Annotated in this window: 16 protein-coding genes; 10 read left to right on the forward strand and 6 right to left on the reverse strand. The window is 64.8% G+C overall.

Annotated elements, in window-relative coordinates; all coding sequences use genetic code 11:
* The first annotated feature begins 4 nt into the window (after positions 1-4).
* The 5 genes from GM676_RS03995 to GM676_RS04015 all read left to right on the forward strand — a co-directional run bounded on the left by GM676_RS03995 (position 5) and on the right by GM676_RS04015 (position 6,899).
* Entirely contained in the window at positions 5-1,891 is a 1,887-nt protein-coding gene (locus tag GM676_RS03995; RefSeq protein WP_211923141.1) for an IucA/IucC family protein, read from the forward strand.
* A gap of 3 nt (positions 1,892-1,894) precedes the next feature.
* Positions 1,895-2,497: an RraA family protein gene (locus GM676_RS04000; RefSeq protein WP_155462099.1), complete on the forward strand. Its 603-nt coding sequence runs from the start codon at positions 1,895-1,897 to the stop codon at positions 2,495-2,497.
* A gap of 61 nt (positions 2,498-2,558) precedes the next feature.
* Positions 2,559-4,688 carry a TonB-dependent receptor gene (locus GM676_RS04005; RefSeq protein WP_371866099.1) on the forward strand — a complete coding sequence of 710 codons (2,130 nt, stop codon included), beginning with the start codon at positions 2,559-2,561 and terminating at the stop codon, positions 4,686-4,688.
* A gap of 13 nt (positions 4,689-4,701) precedes the next feature.
* Complete coding sequence (locus GM676_RS04010; protein WP_229262525.1) at positions 4,702-6,582, forward strand: PepSY-associated TM helix domain-containing protein; 1,881 nt, start codon at positions 4,702-4,704, stop codon at positions 6,580-6,582.
* Entirely contained in the window at positions 6,579-6,899 is a 321-nt protein-coding gene (locus GM676_RS04015; protein WP_371866101.1) for a DUF3325 domain-containing protein, read from the forward strand. Before GM676_RS04010 ends, GM676_RS04015 begins: the two co-directional genes overlap by 4 nt.
* Here GM676_RS04015 and GM676_RS04020 read toward each other — a convergent pair.
* The gene (locus tag GM676_RS04020) at positions 6,877-8,382 is read right to left on the reverse strand and encodes an AMP nucleosidase (protein ID WP_155462100.1); all 1,506 of its coding nucleotides are present in this window, start codon (positions 8,380-8,382) and stop codon (positions 6,877-6,879) included. The genes GM676_RS04015 and GM676_RS04020 overlap by 23 nt on opposite strands.
* 126 nt (positions 8,383-8,508) lie before the next feature.
* Here GM676_RS04020 and GM676_RS04025 point away from each other — a divergent pair, with 126 nt between their 5' ends.
* The 4 genes from GM676_RS04025 to GM676_RS04035 are packed head-to-tail and all read left to right on the forward strand — an operon-like array spanning position 8,509 to position 14,502.
* Positions 8,509-12,639, forward strand: coding sequence for a Pls/PosA family non-ribosomal peptide synthetase (locus GM676_RS04025; RefSeq protein ID WP_155462101.1), 4,131 nt, complete (start codon positions 8,509-8,511; stop codon positions 12,637-12,639).
* On the forward strand, positions 12,636-13,196 hold the full coding sequence (locus GM676_RS31515) for a 4'-phosphopantetheinyl transferase family protein (RefSeq protein WP_170304211.1): 561 nt from the start codon (positions 12,636-12,638) through the stop codon (positions 13,194-13,196). The genes GM676_RS04025 and GM676_RS31515 overlap by 4 nt, the downstream gene beginning before the upstream one ends.
* Positions 13,193-13,909 carry a polysaccharide deacetylase family protein gene (locus tag GM676_RS04030; RefSeq protein WP_170304212.1) on the forward strand — a complete coding sequence of 239 codons (717 nt, stop codon included), beginning with the start codon at positions 13,193-13,195 and terminating at the stop codon, positions 13,907-13,909. Before GM676_RS31515 ends, GM676_RS04030 begins: the two co-directional genes overlap by 4 nt.
* Positions 13,910-13,920: 11 nt before the next feature.
* Positions 13,921-14,502, forward strand: a complete 582-nt coding sequence (locus GM676_RS04035) for a YdeI/OmpD-associated family protein (RefSeq protein ID WP_229262526.1) — start codon at positions 13,921-13,923, stop codon at positions 14,500-14,502.
* Between the two features lie 21 nt (positions 14,503-14,523).
* On the opposite strand, the gene GM676_RS04040 is transcribed toward GM676_RS04035, so the two are convergent.
* From GM676_RS04040 to bla, 5 genes are read right to left on the reverse strand one after another with little or no spacing between them, the layout of a single operon-like run.
* Positions 14,524-16,143 carry a GNAT family N-acetyltransferase gene (locus tag GM676_RS04040; RefSeq protein ID WP_170304213.1) on the reverse strand — a complete coding sequence of 540 codons (1,620 nt, stop codon included), beginning with the start codon at positions 16,141-16,143 and terminating at the stop codon, positions 14,524-14,526.
* Complete coding sequence (locus GM676_RS04045; protein ID WP_155462105.1) at positions 16,140-16,595, reverse strand: GNAT family N-acetyltransferase; 456 nt, start codon at positions 16,593-16,595, stop codon at positions 16,140-16,142. Before GM676_RS04045 ends, GM676_RS04040 begins: the two co-directional genes overlap by 4 nt.
* A gap of 1 nt (position 16,596) precedes the next feature.
* Positions 16,597-16,998, reverse strand: coding sequence for a GFA family protein (locus GM676_RS04050; protein WP_155462106.1), 402 nt, complete (start codon positions 16,996-16,998; stop codon positions 16,597-16,599).
* Entirely contained in the window at positions 16,992-17,210 is a 219-nt protein-coding gene (locus GM676_RS04055; protein WP_155462107.1) for a DUF7661 family protein, read from the reverse strand. Before GM676_RS04055 ends, GM676_RS04050 begins: the two co-directional genes overlap by 7 nt.
* Complete coding sequence (bla, locus tag GM676_RS04060) at positions 17,207-18,088, reverse strand: class A beta-lactamase (protein ID WP_155462108.1); 882 nt, start codon at positions 18,086-18,088, stop codon at positions 17,207-17,209. Before bla ends, GM676_RS04055 begins: the two co-directional genes overlap by 4 nt.
* Positions 18,089-18,196: 108 nt before the next feature.
* Between bla and GM676_RS04065 the strand changes: the two genes are divergently transcribed.
* Positions 18,197-19,702: an FAD-dependent oxidoreductase gene (locus GM676_RS04065; protein WP_155462109.1), complete on the forward strand. Its 1,506-nt coding sequence runs from the start codon at positions 18,197-18,199 to the stop codon at positions 19,700-19,702.
* Positions 19,703-19,721 lie beyond the last annotated feature (19 nt).

Genomic DNA, 19,721 nt, shown 5'->3' on the forward strand with positions numbered 1-19,721 from the left:
ACACGTGACAAACGTTGACCATTATCGGGCGCAGGCCGCCAACCTGGTCCTGCGGGATCTGATCGACTGCCTGCTGGCCGAGCACTTTTTCGACGCCGCCACGACGGAGCTGCTCTCGCCCGAACAGTTCCAGGCCCGGCATGCCGGCCTGCTCCCGGACAGCGATTCACACGCCTTGATGTGGCGTTGGACCATCAGCCACACTCCGCAGCATTGCGTGCTGGTGCCGGTGGTGCGCGGCGTGGTCCAGCCGCTGCAATGCGCGCCGGACGCGGCGGCCTACTCGCTGCGCCAAACGATGGCGCAGGCCGCGCCGGACATCTCCCCGCTCGACCCGGTCAGCTTCATGGAGTTGCTGATCGCCCACGCACCGGACACGGTCATCCGCGATAACACCGAAGGCGCGGCCATGCTGCTGGAGTGGATACGGGAATCGGTGCAACAGACAGCCTGGTCGCAAGGCCACCGCGTCAATACCGCCGGCCTGCTCGAACGCAGCCCCACCGATTTCTTCCAGACACTGGAACAATGCGCCTCCCTGCGCGACCGTCCCTTCCACCCGGTGGCCAAGCCCAAGAAAGGCTTCACCCAACAGGACTACCTCGACTACATGGCGGAGTTCGGCAACGAAGTGCCGCTGCGCTGGGTCGCCGTCGCGCGCGGCGACCTGGCCGCCGGCGACGGCGTCGACGATCCCTTCCACAGCCGGCCAGAACATTTCCTGCTGAGCGAGCCACAACAAGCCGCGCTCCAGCAGGAAATGCGGCGGCGCGGCATTGCCGCCAGCCATGTGGCGCTGCCGGTCCATCCGTGGCAGTTGCGCCACATCCTGCCGGCCATGCTGGGGGCCGAGCTGCGCGACGGCGTGTGCGTCGCGCTGGACTTCGTCAACCACGGCTTCCTGCCCACCTCATCGGTGCGCTCGCTGGCGCCGGCCGGCGGCGGCGAGCATTACCTCAAGCTACCGCTAGGCATCCATTCGCTGGGCGCGTCGCGCTATCTGCCAGCGATCAAAATGATCAACGGCCAGCGCAGCGAAAGCCTGCTGCGCCAGGCCATGCGTCTGGACAGCGTGCTGGAACAGCGGGTCTTCATTTGCGACGAAACCAAGTGGTGGTCCTATCTGCCGCAACACGCCACCTTGTTCGACGAAGGCCCGCGCCACCTGTCGGCCATGGTGCGCAGCTATCCGGCGGCGTTGCTGCGCGATCCCGCCTGCCGCCTGATTCCGATGGCGGCGCTCGGCGTGCATCTGCCACCGCGGGAGACCCACTTCTTCGACGAATGGCTGCGCCACCGCCAACTGGCGCCGCAAGCCGGGCCGGTACTGACGCTGTTCCGCGAGCTGTGCGACAGCTTCTTCGACATCAACCTGCGCATGTTCCGCCTCGGCATGCTGGCCGAGGTGCACGGCCAGAACGCGGTGCTGGTATGGCGCGACGGGCAGATGGCCGGCCTGCTCCTGCGCGATCACGACTCGCTGCGCATCCACGTGCCATGGCTGGAGCGGCAAGGCCTGGCCGATCCGCAATACCGGCTCAAGCCGGGCCACGCCAACACCCTGTACCACGACACGCCCGAGGACTTGCTGTTCTACCTGCAAACGCTGGCGGTACAGGTCAACCTGCGCGCCATCATCGAGGTGGTGGCGCAGCGCTACGGCATCGCCGACGCCCAGCTCTGGGCGGTGCTGCGCGACGCGCTGGCGCAGGCCATCGACCACATCGATTTCCCCGCCGAGGCGCGCGCCCTGTTGCAGCGCCGCCTGTTCGAGGAGGAGGCATGGCCGCTGAAACTGCTGCTGCGGCCGATGATCGAGCGCGCCGCCGGTCCCGGCAGCATGCCATTCGGGAAAAGCCTGACCAGCAATCCCTTCCGCCCGGCGGCATAAGGCATGCATCGCGTTCACCCCAGGGTACAGGGCGCCGGGCCGGAGCTGCTGGCGCTGTATGCGGACATCGAGGCATCCACCATCGGCCACCTGTGCGAGGACGGCTACGCGCACGGCCTGCAAGCGCTGGCGCGGCCCTGCCGCCTGCTGGGCAACGCCGTCACGGTCAGGCTGCCCGCCATCGACGGCAGCGTGATCCGCCCGGCCCTGATCGCCAGCCAGCCGGGCGACGTGCTGGTGATCGAAATGGCCGCCGGCGACCAGCACCGCGCCTGCTGGGGCGAGCTGCGCACCCTGGCCGCGATGAAGAAGCAATTGGCCGGCGTGGTCATCGCCGGCTGCGTCACCGACGTGCGTGCGCTGGCGGCGCTGGGCTTTCCCGTGTTCTCGCTGGCCGTCAGCGCTCTCACCACGCGGGCGCTGGACCTCGGCGGCGAGGTCAACGTGCCGGTCAGCATCGCCGGCGTCAGCGTGCAACCGGGCGACCTGGTGGTCGGCGACGACGACGGCCTGTTCTTCCTCAACCCCGCGCAAGCGCGCGAGCTCGCCGCACGCGCGCACCGCAAACAACAGGAGGAAGCCGAACGGCGCGAACAACTGCGTTGACATATTCGCACGAAGTGAATGATAATGATTTACATTCTCATTCCATCATCAAGGAGTTGCCGTGCAGTCGTACCACGCGATACCGTTCAAACACCGTCCGCTGCTTGCGGCCATGCTGCTGGCCATGGCCGCGCAGGCGCAGGCCGACACTGGCGCCGCTGAGATGCCGGCCGGCGAGGCCGTCATCATTTCCGCCTCGCGCGCCAATCTCGAAGCGGAAAAGGCGCCGCAGACGGTGGTGGTCATCGGCAAGGACGAGATCGAACAGCAACTGACGTTGTCGACCAACTCATCGGACGTGCTGAGCAACATCCTGCCCTCCTACACCCCGAGCCGGGGCAAGATGAACGGTTCCGGCGAAACCCTGCGCGGGCGCACGCCGCTGATCCTGATCGACGGCGTGCCGCAGTCCAACCCGGTGCGCCCGACCGGCCGCGAAGCGCACACCATCGACTACGCGATGGTGGAGCGGATTGAAATCATCCAGGGCCCGAACGCCATCAACGGCCTGGGCGCGACTGGCGGCACCATCAACATCGTCACCCGGCGCCCGGAAAAAGGCACGGTGAACCAGCATATCGACGTGCAGGTGACCGCACCCACCAGCGGCATCGAGGGCGAAACCCTGAATTACAAGACCACCTACCGGGTCGACGGCCGCCTCGACAAGCTGGATTATCTGTTCTCGGCCGGTTACGAGGACCAAGGCCTGTACCTGGACGGCAAAGGCCGAAGCATCGGCGTCGACGTCACCCAGGGCGACCTGATGGATTCGCGCAGCTACGACATCCTGGCCAAGCTGGGTTATCGCCCGGACAGCCAGCAAAAGCTGCAATTCTCGCTCAACCGCTACCGCATCAAGTCCAAGGCCAGCTATGTCGGCGTGGCCGGCAACCGCGCGCTGGGCATTCCGTCCACCTCGCGCGAAGGCACGCCCCCCGGCACCCCGGCGTGGAACGACGCCTGGACCGCCAGCGCCAGCTACAACCACTACGACCTGGCCGGCATGGAGCTGTCCGCCATGGTCTATCACCAGCAATTCGTCGGCCTGTTTGGCGCCGACAACTCGGCCACCTTCCAGGACGTGCGCATCGCGCCGCGCGGCACGCTGTACGACCAGTCGCGCGCGGTGGCCTTCAAGTACGGCAGCAAGGTCGGCCTGACCAAGGCCGGCCTGCTGGACGGCCGCCTGAAACTGACCGCCGGCTTCGACACCCTGATCGACGAGGGCAAGCAGGACATGTACGGCACCGGCCGCACCTTCGTGCCGGAATCCAAATACCGCAATCTGTCGCTGTTCGTGCAGGGCGAATACAAGCTGCTCGACAGCCTCACCCTGCACGCCGGCCTGCGCCGCGAGAACGCCGACCTCAAGGTCGACACCTACCGCACGCTGGCGGCCTATAACAACACGCTGGTGGAAGGCGGCAAGATCAAGTTTAATGAAACGCTGTCCAACATCGGACTGGTGTTCAACCCGGTGCACGATGTGACGCTCTACGCCAGCTATTCGGAAGGCTTCGGCCTGCCCGACATCGGCCGCACGCTGCGCTCGATTAACACCCCCGGCCAGAGCATCGCCAAGCTGCGCAGCCTGGAACCCATCCTGACCGACGGTGTGGAGGTAGGCACGCGCGTGCGCAAGGGCGACTGGGAGCTCGATGCCGCCTACTACCGCTCGGATTCGGACTTCGGCACGCGTATCGTTTCGGTCAACGGCGTGTTTGCGATGGCGCGCGAGAAGACCCGGCTGGAAGGCTACGACGCCAGCGCCAGCTACCGTTTCAACAAGGCGCACCGCGCCAGCCTGGCCTACGCCTACACCAAGGGCCGCTACGACAGCAATGCCGACGGCAGCCTGGACGCCCGGCTCGATGGTCTGAACGTGGCGCCCAATCGCGTGATCGCCACCTGGAACGCCAGCTGGAACGACATGCTGTCGTCGCTGCTGCAAGTGCAGCACGCCTTCCACCAGCGCTTTGACGATCCGGCCAAGGAATTCAGCGGCTACACGCTGGCCGACGCATCCCTCAACTACAAGCTGGACAAGGGTGCGGTGCGTCTGGGCGTGGCCAATCTGTTCGACCGCAGCTACATCACCTACTACTCGCAAAGCGCGCTGGTCGAGCCGGCACGCTATTTTGCCGGCCGCGGCCGCACGGTAACGCTGGGCTACGCGCTCGACTTCTGACCGGAGAACCGCCATGCGCTCCAAACCGCCCCTGATCCGCTGGCTGCAAGTGCTGATTGGCGTGCCGGCCGCCTGGCTGCTGTCGGCACTGGCGGTGGGCGGCATCGGCGCCGCCCTCGCCTGGAGCGGCATGGCGCGGCCGGAAGCGGTGGTGCTCGGCGCCATGCTGGGCTTTGTGATCATGCCGATGCTGGTCCTGTGGGGCTTCCGTAACTTGCTGGTGTGGCTGCACACCTGGGCCGGCGTGGTGCTGGGCGGTGTCTTGTTCGCGGTGTTCTGGATGGGCTCGCTGAGCGTGTTCGACCGCGAGATCGACCGCTGGATGATGCCGGCCACCCGGCTGCCGCCCGCGCCGCAGCAACTGTCGCTGGACCGCATCGCCGCGGCGGTCACGCCTGTCCTGCCGCCCAAGACCACGCAATGGCGGGTCGACCTGCCGACCGAACGGGTGCCGGTGCTGCGCCTCACCTACAAGGCTGGCGCCGACGACGCGCCGGTGCGCCAGCTCGATCCGGCGACCCTCACCTTCCTGCCGGAGCCGGGCAGCAAGGGCGGCAGCGGTTTTATCTTCCCCTTCCACTACGGTTTGCATCTGGGCTGGAACGATCTGGGCAAATGGATCGTCGGATTGGCGGCGATGGCGATGCTGGTGCTGCTGGTGTCCGGCGTGATCATCCACAAGAAAATCTTCGTCCAGTTCTTTACCTTCCGCCCCCACAAGTCGCTGCAACGCGGCACCCTGGATCTGCACAACCTGACCGGCGTGCTGGGCCTGCCCTTTCATTTTGTGATGACCCTGTCCGGGCTGATCATCTTCATCACCATCTACTTCCCGCAAGCGCATTGGAGCGTTTTCGGTAGCGGCAAGGAAGGCAAGGCGGCCTTCACCGCCGAGGCTTACGGCAAATTCTCGCGTCCTAAGGCCAAGGCGCCCGGCACGCTGGCCTCGCTGGACGGCATGGTGGCGCGTGCGGAACAGGAATGGGCCGGCGGCCGGCCTTACTTTGTGCGCGTCTGGCATCCCGGCGACGCCAACAGCTACGTCGAACTGCGCCGCTCCTACGCGCGCGACGTGACCATGAATCTCGACCAGATCTATTTCGACGCCGGCAGCGGCGCGATCCTGAACCGTTTCGAAGCGGGTTCCGTGATGACGGTCCAGCGCTTTATCTCCGGCATCCACTTCATCCAGTTTCAACACTGGCCGCTGCGCTGGCTGTATTTCCTGGCGGGCCTGAGCGGCTGCACACTGATCGCCACCGGCTTCCTGTTCTGGCTGGAGGCGCGGCGCGTCCGGCATGCGCGCAAGAACCTGGCCGGCGTGCCTTTCGTCGAGGGACTGGCGACCGGCGCCATCAGCGGTGTCATGCTCGCCACCCTGGCGCTGCTGGCGGCCAACCGGCTGCTGCCGGCGGATGCCAGCTGGGGCGGAGAAGATCGCGCCACGCTGGAGATGTGGGCCTTCTTCCTGACGTGGCTGCTGAGTTTTGTGCACGCCTGGCTGCGCCGCCGCGCCGCGTGGCGCGAGCAGGCATGGGCCATCAGCGCCGGCGCCGTAGCCTGCGTGCTGCTGAATGCCATCACCACCGCCGACCACCTGCTGCGCGCGGCATCCGAGGGCATGTGGGCAGTGGCGGGCGTGGACCTGATGCTGCTGACGGCCGCCGTCATTGCCGCCTGCGCAGCCCGGCGCATGGCCGCAAAGCGCGCCAGCGCGACGACGGCCGCAGCAATCCCCGCCACCTCGGCCGCGCCAGCCATCCAGGCCGTCCCAGCCACCTCAGCCATCCAGGACGCGCCAGCTGCCTCGGCCATCCCAGCCGCGTCCGCCTCCTCACCCATCCCGGCCGCCCCAGCCGCCGGCCGGCAGGCTGCCGTGGAGAGCGCACCGTGAGCGCCGCATTGCTACTTCTCGCCGCCACGGCCACCTATGCCGGCTTTGCTTGCCTCTCACTGGCCATGCCGGACAACTGGGAGCGCGCTGGCGGCGACATCGCCAGCCACACCCCGCGCCGCCGTCCGCTACGGCTTGGCGGCGCGCTGCTGCTAAGCCTCGCCCTCACCCTCTGCCTATGGCGCGACGGCCCCAGTTTCGGCGTCCTGCTCTGGGCCGTCCTACTGTCAGCCGGCGCAATCACCGTCGCCTTCACCCTGACCTGGCGCCCGTCCCTGCTGCGCGGACGCCTGCTTACTGGAACGCCACCTCGGTAAAGCTGCGCAGCTTGCGGCTGTGGAGCTTGTCCACGCCCAGCGCACGCAGCAGCTCCATCGCGCGGATGCCGATGCGCAGATGCTGGTCGACACGATCGCGGTAGAACTGATTGGCCATGCCCGGCAGCTTGATCTCGCCGTGCATCGGCTTATCGCTCACGCACAGCAACGTACCGTAGGGAACGCGGAAACGGAAACCGTTGGCGGCGATGGTCGCGCTTTCCATGTCCAGCGCAATCGCCCTGCTCTGGCTGAAACGGCGCTCGGGCGTCCGCTGCGGCATCAATTCCCAGTTGCGGTTATCGGTACTGGCGACAGTACCGGTGCGCATCACACGCTTCAGATCGTGGCCGGTCAGCTGCGTGACCTCGGCCACGGCGGCCTCGATCGCCACCTGCACCTCGGCCAGCGGTGGAATCGGCACCCACAGCGGCAAGTCCTCGTCCAGCACATGATCTTCACGCACATAGCCGTGCGCCAGCACATAGTCGCCCAGCTCCTGCGTGTTACGCAGACCGGCGCAATGACCCAGCATCAGCCAGGCGTGCGGCCGCAGCACCGCAATGTGGTCGGTGATGGTCTTGGCATTGGCCGGGCCGACGCCGATATTCACCATCGAAATGCCGGTGCCGTCGGCGCGGATCAGGTGATAACCCGGCATCTGCGGCATGCGCGGCGGCGCGGCGCCCAGCGCATCGCCCGGCTGCACCGACTGGCCCACACGGCGCGTCACCAGATTGCCCGGTTCCACAAAAGCGATATAGTCGTCGCCCGGCACGCCGGAAGGATTGGCCATCAACTCATGTCCCAGCTTGATAAACTCGTCGATATAGAACTGGTAGTTGGTGAACAGGACAAATTTCTGGAAATGCTCGCACGAGGTGCCGGTATAGTGGCGCAGGCGTTGCAGCGAATAGTCCACGCGCGGCGCCGTGAATAGCGACAGCGGCTGCGCCTCGCCCACCGGCGGCTCGTGGGTGCCGTTGGCGATGCCGTCGTCCATTGCCGCCAAATTAGGCAGATCGAACACGTCGCGCATCAGCAGGCGGCGCTCGGCCGTCAGGCTGCCTTCGATATGTTCATGCTCGGCAAACGAAAAATGGATAGGAATCGGCTGCGAACTGGTACCGACTTCCAGCTTGACATGGTGGCTGCCGTGGTTTTTCAGCAGCAGCTTGAATTGCTGGAGATAGTAGCGCGCGAACAGATCCGGCCGCGTCAGCGTGGTTTCGTAGGTGCCGGGACCGGCCACAAAGCCGAACGCCAGGCGCGAATCGGCGCGCGCCACGGTATCCGTATGTACACGAACGAACGGATAGCAGGCGCGGACATGCTCGCCGACGTCTTCGCCGGCCACGAAACGCCTCATGGCGTCGCGCAGATAGGCGATATTGGTATCGTAAATGGCCAGCACCTGATCGTAGGCGGCCTGGGCGTCGTCAAACTGCACCGGTGCGATGAATGGGCGATGATTCGTAGACATGCGGCTCCTTCGGTTGTCAGCTCGTATTTCCTATTGTAAAGGCTGTAAGCAGAACTTGCATTCCCCCTCTAGGGGAACCATCTGCCGTACCGTACAATGCAGGCTAAATCCGAATAAAGTATCCGCATGAATCAAGCCGTAACACCGCCCCATCCCGACGTTCTTTTTGGCCCGCAGCAGGAATCCTTGCTGCGCGAGGAAATTCTCGCCGACCTGCTGGAGGCCAGCGCCGCGCGCCATCCAGGGCGGGTGGCGTTGATTTTCGGCGATCGCCAGCTGACGTATGGCGAACTGGATGCGCAGGCCGACCTGGTGGCGGCGCGGCTGATCGCGGCCGGCGTGCGGCCGGGCCAGATCGTCGGTTTATGGCTGCCGCGCGGGCTGGAGCTGCTGGTGCTGCAAGCGGGCATCGCCAAGGCCGGCGCGGCGTGGCTGCCGGTCGACGAGGACACGCCGGTCGAGCGCTTGCAGGTTTGCCTGGACGATGCGGCCAGTGCCGGCGTGTTGACGTGCGCCGCCTTCGCGCCGCGTCTGGCCGACGTTGCGGCATCCGGCCGCGCCGTGTGGACCGCCGAAGCATTGCTCGCACCACCCGCCGCCGGTGAAACACTGGCCCGGCGCGGTGCGGTGTCGCCCGATGTTCCGGCCTATGTGATTTACACCTCCGGCTCCACCGGCAAGCCGAAAGGAATCTTGATCACCCAGCGCAGCATCTGCCACTTCCTGCGCAGCGAGAACGAAGTGCTGGGCGTGAGCGGCGAGGACAAGGTTTATCAGGGCTTCTCCGTGGCCTTCGACATGTCGTTCGAGGAGATCTGGATTTCGTATCTGGTCGGCGCCACGCTGTGGATCGGGCCTAAAGAGATCAGCGGCGATCCGGAGACCTTGCCGCGCATGCTGGAGCAGAACGGCGTGACCGTGCTGCACGCGGTGCCGACGCTGCTGGCCTTGTTCAATCAGGAGGTGCCGAGTTTAAGGCTGATTAACCTCGGCGGCGAAGCGTGCCCGGAATCGCTGGTGCAGCGCTGGTCGCGCGAAGGCCGCCAGATGTTCAACACCTACGGCCCGACCGAAGCCACCGTCTCCGCCAGCCTGGCGCGCCTGCGTCCCGGCTATCCGGTAACCATCGGCCGACCGCTACCCAACTATGGCCTGCTGGTGATCGATGCGAACACCGAGTACGCGGAAGCGACGGCGCATGGCCTGCCGCAGGCAAGCGGCGTGGCGACGGCCGGTGGCCCAAAGGCGGCAAATGGCCCGGCGGCGGGCGGCGCGGGCGCCGGACCGAGCCCGGTCCTGCGCCTGCTGCCGCACGGCGAAGTCGGCGAATTGTGCATCACCGGTCCGGGGCTGGCCGCCGGCTACCTGGGCCGCCCCGATCTGACGGCCGAAAAATTCCTGCCCAACCCATGGTCGAGCGGCCCGCACGACGCGCGCCTGTACCGTACCGGCGACCTCGCGCGCATCGGCCCAGACGGCGAAGTGACTTGCCTGGGCCGCGCCGACGACCAAGTCAAAATCCGCGGCTTCCGCGTCGAACTGGGCGAAATCGAAGCCCTGCTTGCGCAGCAACCCGGCGTCGGCACCGTGGCGGTCCTGCTGCGCAAGGACGACGGCATCGATCAACTGGTCGCCTACATCGTCCCCGAAGGCGCGACCACGCTGGACCCGCGCGAACTGCGCGCCGCCCTCGCCGCCAAGCTGCCGCCCTACATGGTCCCCGGCCGCTACGAAATGCTGGACGCCATGCCGCGCCTGACCTCCGGCAAAATCGACCGCAAGACACTGAAAGCCACACCACTGAGCGTCGCCCCCGCCGGCAGCGCCGAAGACTCCGACCTGCCCGAAACGCCGGCCGAAGAAGCGCTGTTCGCGGCATTGGCCGCACTATTCCCCGGCCAGCCGATTTTGCGCAACGCCGACTTCTTCACCGACCTTGGCGGCCACTCCTTCTTCGCAGCCCGCCTGGCATCTTCGCTGCGCGCCGACCCGCGCTACGCCCACATCACCGTGCGCGACATCTACCAGCAACGCCAGATCGGCAAAATCGCCGAAGCGTTGGGCGCAGCGCCGGACGGCGGCACAGAAGAAAAAGACTGGACACCGCCCGCCACGCTCAAACGCTGGATCTGCGGCATCGCCCAGGCGGCCGCCATGCCGCCACTGGTCACCCTGCGCATGGCGCAATGGCTGGCGCCCTTCTTCACCTACCACTTCTACACCGGCGATCCCGGCGACTCCGTAGCACGCGCCATCGCCGCCTCGGTCGGCGTGTTCCTGCTGGCGACCATCGGCGAATTCGCCATCGCCATCGCCGGCAAATGGCTGATCGCCGGCCGCCTGAAGGCCGGCGTGTATCCGCTGTGGAGCATCACCTACTACCGCTGGTGGCTGGCAGACCGGCTGGTCGAAGCCGCCCCCGCCTACCTGCTCAGCGGCTCCTCGCTCAACGCATGGTGGCTGCGCGCGCTCGGCGCCAAAGTGGGCAAGGACGTCATCATCGGCTCCATGACCCTGCGCGCGCCGGACCTGCTCAGCATCGGCGACCAGGTCAGCATCGGCAACGCCGTCAATTTCGAAAACGCCCGCGTCGAACGCGGCCAACTACATCTTGGCCAGATCACGCTGGAAAAGGACGCCTGCGTCAGCTCCTTCGCCATCATGGAAGGGAACACGCGCGTCGAAACGCTGGGCCACCTGGAAGGCCAATCGGCGCTGGGCGACGGCAAGGTGGTGCCAGCCGGCCGCGTATGGGCCGGCTCACCGGCGCGCGACATGGGCGCGTTTGAACGCAAACTGCCGCCGCGTCCCGTCGCCAGCGCCGCGCGCCTCACAGGCGAAGCACTGTTCTTCATCATCGGCATCCTGCTGGTCGTGACCCTGTTCTTCATGCCGGTATTCCCGAGCTTCGTGCTGATCGACTGGTTCGACGAAGCCGGCTGGCTGCCGTGGATACAGGGCGACGACGTGCGCATCCGCCTGCTGCGCTACTTCCTGCTGGCCTTCCCCGCCAGCACGGTGCTGATCGTGCTGACCGCGCTGGTCTCGGCCGGCATCCGCTGGAGCGCACTGCCACGATTGAAGCCGGGCCAGTTCCCGGTCCACGGCAACACCTACTGCGCCAAATGGCTGGTGAGCCAGATTCAGGAATCGAGCCTCAACGTTTTGCACGGCATTTACGCCACCGTGTTCGCGCCCTATTGGTATCGCCTGCTGGGCGCCAAGGTCGGCAAGGACGCCGAAATCTCCACCGCGCTGGGCGTGGTGCCGGACATGCTGACGCTTGGCGACGAAACCTTCATCGCCGATGCCGTCATGTTGGGCGACGAGGAAATCGATGGCGGCTGGATGGTGATGAAACCGACCGTGGTCTCGCACCGCAGCTTTGTCGGCAACGGCGCCTACATCCCGGACGGCACCGTGCTGCCGGAGCATGTGCTGATCGGCGTGCACTCGCGCGCGCCGGACAACCAGCACATGAAGGATGGCGACACCTGGCTCGGCTCCCCGCCGATCAACCTGCCGGCGCGCGAGCAGACCAGCGGCTATCCTGAGCATCTGACCTTCCATCCATCGCCGATGCGGCGTCTGGGGCGCGGCTTGATTGAGGCCTTCCGCATCGTCGCGCCGCATGCGCTGGTGATCGCGGTCGGCTACACGCTGGTGCTGGCGGTGATGCCAGCGGCTGGCGCAGGACGCTGGGGTGAGGTGATCTGGGACCTGACGCTGGCGGGACTGGCCTACGGCGTGGGCAACTACGTGTTCGTGGTGCTGCTCAAATGGCTGCTGATCGGACGCTATCGCAAACAATCGGAGCCAATGTGGACACCGTTCGTGTGGCTGTCGGAAGGCGTAACCAATCTGTACGAAGGCATCGCCGTGCCGAACTTCATGCGCTACCTGCGCGGCACACCGTGGCTGCCGATTGCCTTCAACATGCTGGGTTCCCGGATCGGCAAAGGCGTCTACATGGACACGACCGACATCACGGAATTCGACTGCGTACAGATCGGCGACCATAGCGAACTGAATGCCCTCACCTGCCCGCAAACGCACCTGTTTGAGGACCGCGTGATGAAAATCGACCATGTGGTGATTGGAGAGCGCGTCTACATGGGGCCACGCGCGGCGGTGCTGTACAGCGCCGCCGTCGGCAACAACGCGCGCCTTGGGCCACTGACGCTGGTGATGAAAGGCGAACACATACCGGCCAACGGCAACTGGGCCGGCTGTCCCGCCGCCCCGGCGCGCAAATGAAACCACTGGCCGTCCATCTCTGGCCCGGTCCCACGCCGGCGCCACAGGACGGCCTGTTCGCCATCCTGATCCGCACCGCGCCTTCCCCGGCACTGCGCGAGGCCGCGCGCCGCGGCATCCGTCTCGCCGCGCGCGAGGCGTTGGCCGCCGTGCTGCGCATTCCCGTCGCCGACATCGCAATCGCTTCCACGCCCGGGGCCCCGCCACGCATCCTGCTGGCCGGCGCTCCGAGTCGTATCGGCATCTCCATCAGCCATGAAACCGGCCACTCCCTGGCCGCCATCAACCTGCGAGGCCCCATCGGCGCTGACCTGATGTACGTGCAAGCCATCCCTGACTGGCCCGCCATCGCCCGCGACTACCTCGGCCCCAAGGCGGCCGGCCTCAAAACGCCTGCCGAATACACGCAAGCATGGACACAACGCGAAGCCGCGTTAAAATGCCATGCCCAACAAATCAGCGAATGGCAAGCCGACCTTCCCGGCGAAGCCATCCCGCTGGTCCTGCCAGTCGCAGAACTGGTCGGTCACATACATATCGGAGACAGAAGCGCATGAAAGCAATCGCATTGATACTGGCAGCACTCGCAGGAACCGCCAGCGCCGCCGACTGCGGCCCGGACAAACTGAACACCGAACGCACCATCATCCTCAAACGCGAAGGCGCCGCCTACGGCGCCCTCCAGCACAGCGCGCTGCCGCTGAAAAAGGGCGAAGTCGTCCTCACCTTCGACGATGGCCCATCGCCGGAGAACACCCCGCTGGTGCTGAAAGCCCTGTCCGACCAATGCGCCAAAGCCACCTTCTTCCTGGTCGGCCAGAACATCACGCAAAACCCGGAACTGGCACGCCGCGAAGTCAGCGAAGGCCACTCAGCCGGCATCCACAGCGACACCCATCCGAATCTCGGCTCGCTCAGCCCTGAGCAGCAACTGGAAGACCTCAAGCGCAGCCGCGCCGCGTACAAAGCCGTCTTCGGCGTGGAAACGCCAGCCTACCGCTTCCCCTTCCTGGCAGAGACGCCCACCATGCTGGAAGCGCTCAAGCAAGCCAACATCACCGTCGCCTCGATCGACATGGGTATCAACGACTGGATTCCCGAAGACACCACCGCCATCCTGGCCCAGCGTCTGAAGGACAGCCTGGATAAAAGCGGCAGCGGTATCATCCTGATGCACGACGCGAACGGACCGACCGCCAAAGCCCTGCCGACACTGCTGCAAGTCCTGAAAGACAAAGGCTACAAAGTCGTCCACCTTGAATGGCAATGAGAGGAGACCGAATGAGCAACGACAAAGTAGACGCCTTCCTGGAGCGCGCCAAGAGCTGGCGCGCCGAATTCGAAGCCCTGCGCGCCATCATCGCCGAGAGTGAACTGGAAGAGGACTTCAAATGGGGCCAGCCGTGCTACACGCTGGACGGCCACAACGTCGTGCTGATGCACGGCTTCAAAGAATACTGCGCGCTGCTGTTCTTCAAAGGCGCGCTGATGAAAGACCCGAAAAACCTGCTGATCCAGCAGACCGAGAATGTGCAGGCCGCGCGCCAGATCCGGTTCAAAGAACTGGCCGACATCACGCGCCAGGAAAAGGTCTTAAAGAGCTACATCAAAGACGCCATCGCGCTGGAAAAATCCGGCGTCAAAGTGGAGCTGAAAAAGACCGCCGAATTCTCCTTCCCCGAAGAGCTGGAATACGCCATGGACGAAACACCCGCCCTGCGCACCGCCTTCGAAGAACTGACACCCGGCCGCCAACGCGCCTACCTGCTGCACTTCTCCTCCGCCAAACAAGCAAAGACGCGCGTCGCCCGCATCGAAAAATGCACCCAGCGCATCCTCGACGGCAAGGGGCTGGACGACTAATCAGCTATCAAACGCCTTGATCTACGCCGTCCACGCCATTTTCTGGACCTGGATGTGAGGATGGCTTTCAAGGATGTCCCACTCAGGAAGGAAGACGAAGCCTTGTTTTTGATAGAACGCGGAGGCGCGCTGGTTGCCTGGGGCGACATCCAGCACGATGCGCGCGTGACCGTGGTTTCGGGCGTAGGTTTTAACGGCGTCCACCAATCGGCCGGCGGTGGACGTCCCTCGCTGTGATGGCGCTACCCACATGGCGATCAAGTTGAGTTCTTGTTTCTCATCCGGGACGTGGGCGACGATGCCGATTGCTTCATTTCCTTCAAATGCCAGAATGTAGCGCGCCGGACCGCGCCCCGCCGCGCGGTCTCGCCACGCTTCGTCCGTGTAGGCTACAGCGCTGGCATGACTAACGCCAAACGCCGTCGGCGCATCCAGCAAGGCGGCGAGGCGTATGCGCTTGAGTTCCTGCCAATCGTCCTCCGTGGTGCAGCGGATTTCCACTCTGGCGATCTCGCGGAAAAGCATGCCGGGATCGGCAAGTTCCCGCGCTGCCCATGTGCGGATGTCGTTCCGCTTCAAGCCTGCCAGTGCGGCTTCGGGCAACGCGTCTGCTTGCGCGTCGCGGCCCAGGCCTCGATGCACGGCAGCGAGCATGCTTACCTCGCGCATGAAGTTATGCAGCTCCGCAGCCAACCTTGGCGCAACGTTCGCCATAGGGAAAAGCGGCAGGTCGTCCGCGAGGGTATTCAATTCATCCAGCCGAGGCAGCGGGTCATCGAGGTAAGACTCGGCAAGCGCGTAGTTCCCTGCTTCGACTATGGCCGGCAAGGCCAGACCGACCGCGTCGCGCACCGCCTCCGGCTTGGTCGTCAACAGCCGCAGAAATAATTCATAGGTCGCGCGCTGATCTTGCAGGTCGTTGTTCATGCCGATGATGAGCCGGAAGCGTGAACGCTGCCAGTGGGAGCCGCTCCTGCCGAAGTTCAGCTCTCCAGCCAGCAATTGCGCCACTTGCGCATCACGCTCGCGTACCATTGCCTCGCGCGCCGGAGCATATTCGTCCAGCAGCAGCCGCCATGTGAACATGGTTGGGACATGGCTTTCATCCGCGCGGGCAAATGATTCCAGCACCAGCTCCAACGCCTCCTCGTGGCGGCCAGCATGGCGCGCCGCCGCTGCCTTGTCAACGCCCACTAGCGAATTGCGAGCAAGCTGCATTTGCGCGTAGCGGACTTCGATGCCGCTGTATTGGCGAGTGGTTTCGACGGTCAAGGTGAATCCGTTCCTTTCATAGAATCGGATTGCGCCTTCGTTGGAACGGGCGACGTTGAGAGTGATGGCGTTCGCAGTCTTAGCGATGACGGCGTTCAGCAGTGCGTGGCCTATGCCCTTTCCTCTTGCACCACCTTGTACGAACAGTGCTCGCAGTTGGCCGTCGAAGGTGGCGGAAAATCCTTGGATTTCTCCGTCCTCGTACACCAGCACCTCGGATTCTTTGAATGCCGCCAATATGCCTGCATCCTGCTCCAGCGGTGTAAACTCAAATTGGCCGGGTTCGAACTGGAGTTCTGCACGCTTGGCGTCGAGGTAGATGCGGCAAACTGCCGGGAAGTCCTCTGGTGTGTAAGCCCGTACTGTCATGTCAATGCCAAGGAATAAAAACGGTCTGCGCCACTTTCTGGCAGCGGGTCGGGGCCGCGTTTCCATCCAAATGACTCATACAGGTGAATCGCAGCGTGCATGTCGCCACAGGTTTCCAGATCCAGCCGGGTGAAATTATTTCTGCGCGCTTCAGCTATTCCTTCAGTCAGCAGGGCTCGACCGACGCCGCGTCCCTGCATGCCTGCATCGACGTGGAAGCCAAATAATTTGGCGGATGTGCCTTGACGGCGCTGGATGACAAGACAACCTCCAAGCCTGCCATCCACTTCCGCCACCAGTTCGATATCGTTGGGCGAGTCGGCACGGCCGATGGCGCCAATGGCGGCGTCCAGGCTTTCGAAATCCGCGATCAGGCCGAACGAGGCCAGGGATTTCCGCACCACGGTTCTGACATGGTCGTTATCGGTGAGGAGTGCTTTACGGATTTGCATGTTAAAGATGGCGTGTTTCGGTTGGCGGGTTTTCCCAGTTGTCGTTTTTGCCGTCGAGGTAGGTGATGGGCGCGTTCACCAGTTCTTCCGGGCTGGCGTCGTCAAGGCAGGTGACGTTGACTGCGTAGAACGGCCCCCAGCGCGGCGAGCTGCCAATGCCGAAGGCGCGCACGCCGCAGTGGCGGCAGAACAGATGCCTGTCCCGCTTCGTCAGGAACTGGTACAGCGTTAATTCGCCCTCGCCCGATTGCAGGCGGAATGCTTCCGGCTTGATGATGGCCGGCCAGAAGCGCACTTTCGCGCATATCGAGCAGTTGCAGCGGAGGGTGCCCTCGCTTAGGTCGATGTCCGCCTCGAAGGTGACCGCGCCGCAGTGGCAGCTGCCGTGATAGGTCTTCAGCATAACTGCACCGCGGTGTTGTTACGCGGGGTGGCGTCTTCGTGGAACAGGTCCGACAGGTATTCGCACAGATCCGCCTCCGCCACGTCGCCGGGGATGATGAAGTCGGCCTCGCGGCGCTTGCCTTCGGCGCCGAAGTAGTAGGCGCGCCATGCGCCCGGTGCGCCGGTGACGGCGATGTGGCGGCCGAAGATGTTGAATCTGCGTTCTGTCATTTGAACGCCTCGATCACGATTCTGGCGGCTTCGCCGTGGATTTCGGGACGCAGTTTGTCGTCCTTGCCCGGCTGCGTGAGATATACCGCCAGCACGATCGGCGCTTTGCCCGGTGGCCAGATCACCGCGATGTCGTTGACGGTGCCGTAATCGCCAGCGCCGGTTTTATCAGCGACAGGCCAGCCGGAAGGCACGCCGGCGCGGATGCGCGTGGCGCCCGTCGTATTCCCCAGCATCCAGTCTTTCAGCTGCTTGCGCGCCGGCGACGGCAGCGCATCCCCCAGCACCAGCTTTTGCAGGGACTTCGCCATCGCCAGCGGCGTGGTGGTGTCGCGCGTGTCGCCGGGCAGCGCGGTGTTGAGTTCCGTCTCCCAGCGTTCAAGCCGGAATTCGTTGTCGCCGATGGAGCGCGCATAGGCGGTCACCGCAGCCGGGCCGCCGATCTGTTTCATCAGCAGGTTGGCGGCTGGGTTGTCGCTGTATTGCAGGGTCGCTTCGCACAGTTCCGCCACAGTCATGCCCTCGCCCACATGCTTGCTGGTGATCGGTGCATGCGGCACCAGATCGCTCTTGTCAACGGCGATGCGCTTTTTCAGCAGCGCCGGTTCGCGCGCCAGCAACGCTGCCGACAACATCATCTTGAAAGTGCTGCAAAACGGGAAGCGCTCGTCGGCGCGATGCAGCAGTTGCCGGCCGTCGGCCGTGTTCAGCGCGGCCACACCCAGCCGTCCGCCCGACTCCTTTTCCAGCCGCGCCAGCAGCGCGATCGGCGAAAGCGGCGCGGCTACCGGCGACTGATCGAGAAAATCCCCTGCGCGAGCCAAGGGAGTGGAGAGCAGCGCCAGCATCAGCGCGCGACGGGTGGTGAAATCGCTCATCGGCTACGAAAACAGTTAAGTAAAAATAAACTAATCATACCAGCGCTACGCAAACTGTGGTCCCACAATTGCGCGCACCGCATCCGCCCTTGGTTGTAGACTGGTTGCATGGCTACTCAAGTGCTCATTGTTGGCGCCGGACCTACCGGCCTGGTACTTGCCATCGCGCTGGCGAGACGGGGCATTGCTGTCCGCATCATCGACAAGAACAGCGGCCCCGGTCAGGCCTCGCGCGCCATGGCGGTGCATGCGCGCACGCTGGAGTTTTACCGTCAGTTGGGCTTTGCCGATGTGGTGATCAACCAAGGCATCAAGATAGAAGCCATCCACCTGCGCGAGCATGGCGACGATATCGCCCTGCTACCGCTCAAGGATATCGGCGCCGGCCTCAGTCCCTACCCTTTCGTGCTGGCCTATCCGCAGGACGATCACGAACGCTTTCTCGTCGCCCAGCTCAAGGCGGAAGGCGTGGAGGTGGAATGGAACACCGAGCTGGAATCCTTCACGCAGGACGAATGGGGCGTGCGCGCCGTGCTGGAACAGGATGGCGACCGCCACACCGCCAGTTGCACTTACCTGTGCGGCTGCGACGGCGCGCGCAGCCGCGTGCGTGAATCACTGCGACTGGAGTTCACCGGCGGCACTTACCAGCATCTGTACTACGTGGCCGATGTGCAGACCGCCGGCCCGCCGAATCAAGATTTGATCGGTCACCTCGGCGCCAATACCTTTGCGCTGATGCTGCCGGTGCGTTCGCGCGGCATGCAGCGGCTGATCGGCATCATGCCCGATGACGCGCCGTCCAATCCGGACTTTGAAGCCGTGCGCCCGGTGCTGGAGCCGCTGCTGGGCATACGGGTGGAGCAGGTGAACTGGTTCTCCACCTACCGCGTGCATCATCGCGTGGCGTCGCACTTTCGCGTGGGCCGCTGTTTCCTGTCCGGCGACGCGGCCCACATCCACAGCCCGGCCGGCGGCCAGGGCATGAACACCGGCATCGGCGACGCCATCAACCTCGCCTGGAAGCTGGCCCACGTGCTGCAAGGCCGCGCCGACGCCGCGCTGCTCGATACCTATGAGGCGGAGCGCATCGTCTTCGCCCGCAAGCTGGTGATCACCACCGACCGCGCCTTCCAGCTGATCGTCTCGCAAGGCACCGGCGGACAGCTGTTGCGCAGCTGGCTGCTGCCGCATGTGTTCCCGGTGCTGAGCGGCTTTGCGGCGGCGCGCCGCACGCTGTTCAAGACCTTGTCGCAAGTGCTGATCCACTATCCCGACAGCCCGCTGAGCGGCGGCCGCGCCGGCGACATCATCGGCGGCGACCGGCTGCCGTGGCTGCCGTCCGATAACTTCGCCGCGCTGCAATCGCTGGACTGGCAGTTGCATGTCTACGGCCATGTCGATCCGCTGCTGGCCGCCGCCGCGCAGGCTTTGCGCCTGTCGCTGCATGCCTGGCCGTGGAGCGAGGACGCCGCCCACGCAGGCCTGCTGCAAGATGCCGCTTACCTGGTGCGTCCGGACATGCATGTGGCGCTGGCCCTGCCGCGCCAGGAAGTCGACGTGCTGCGCGCACTCGCCGAGCGCTATACATTACGATACAGTCGGGATAGCTAAATGCCATTGACATGCCGGA

The organism is Duganella radicis (assembly GCF_009720825.1).
GTDB lineage: Bacteria > Pseudomonadota > Gammaproteobacteria > Burkholderiales > Burkholderiaceae_D > Rugamonas > Rugamonas radicis.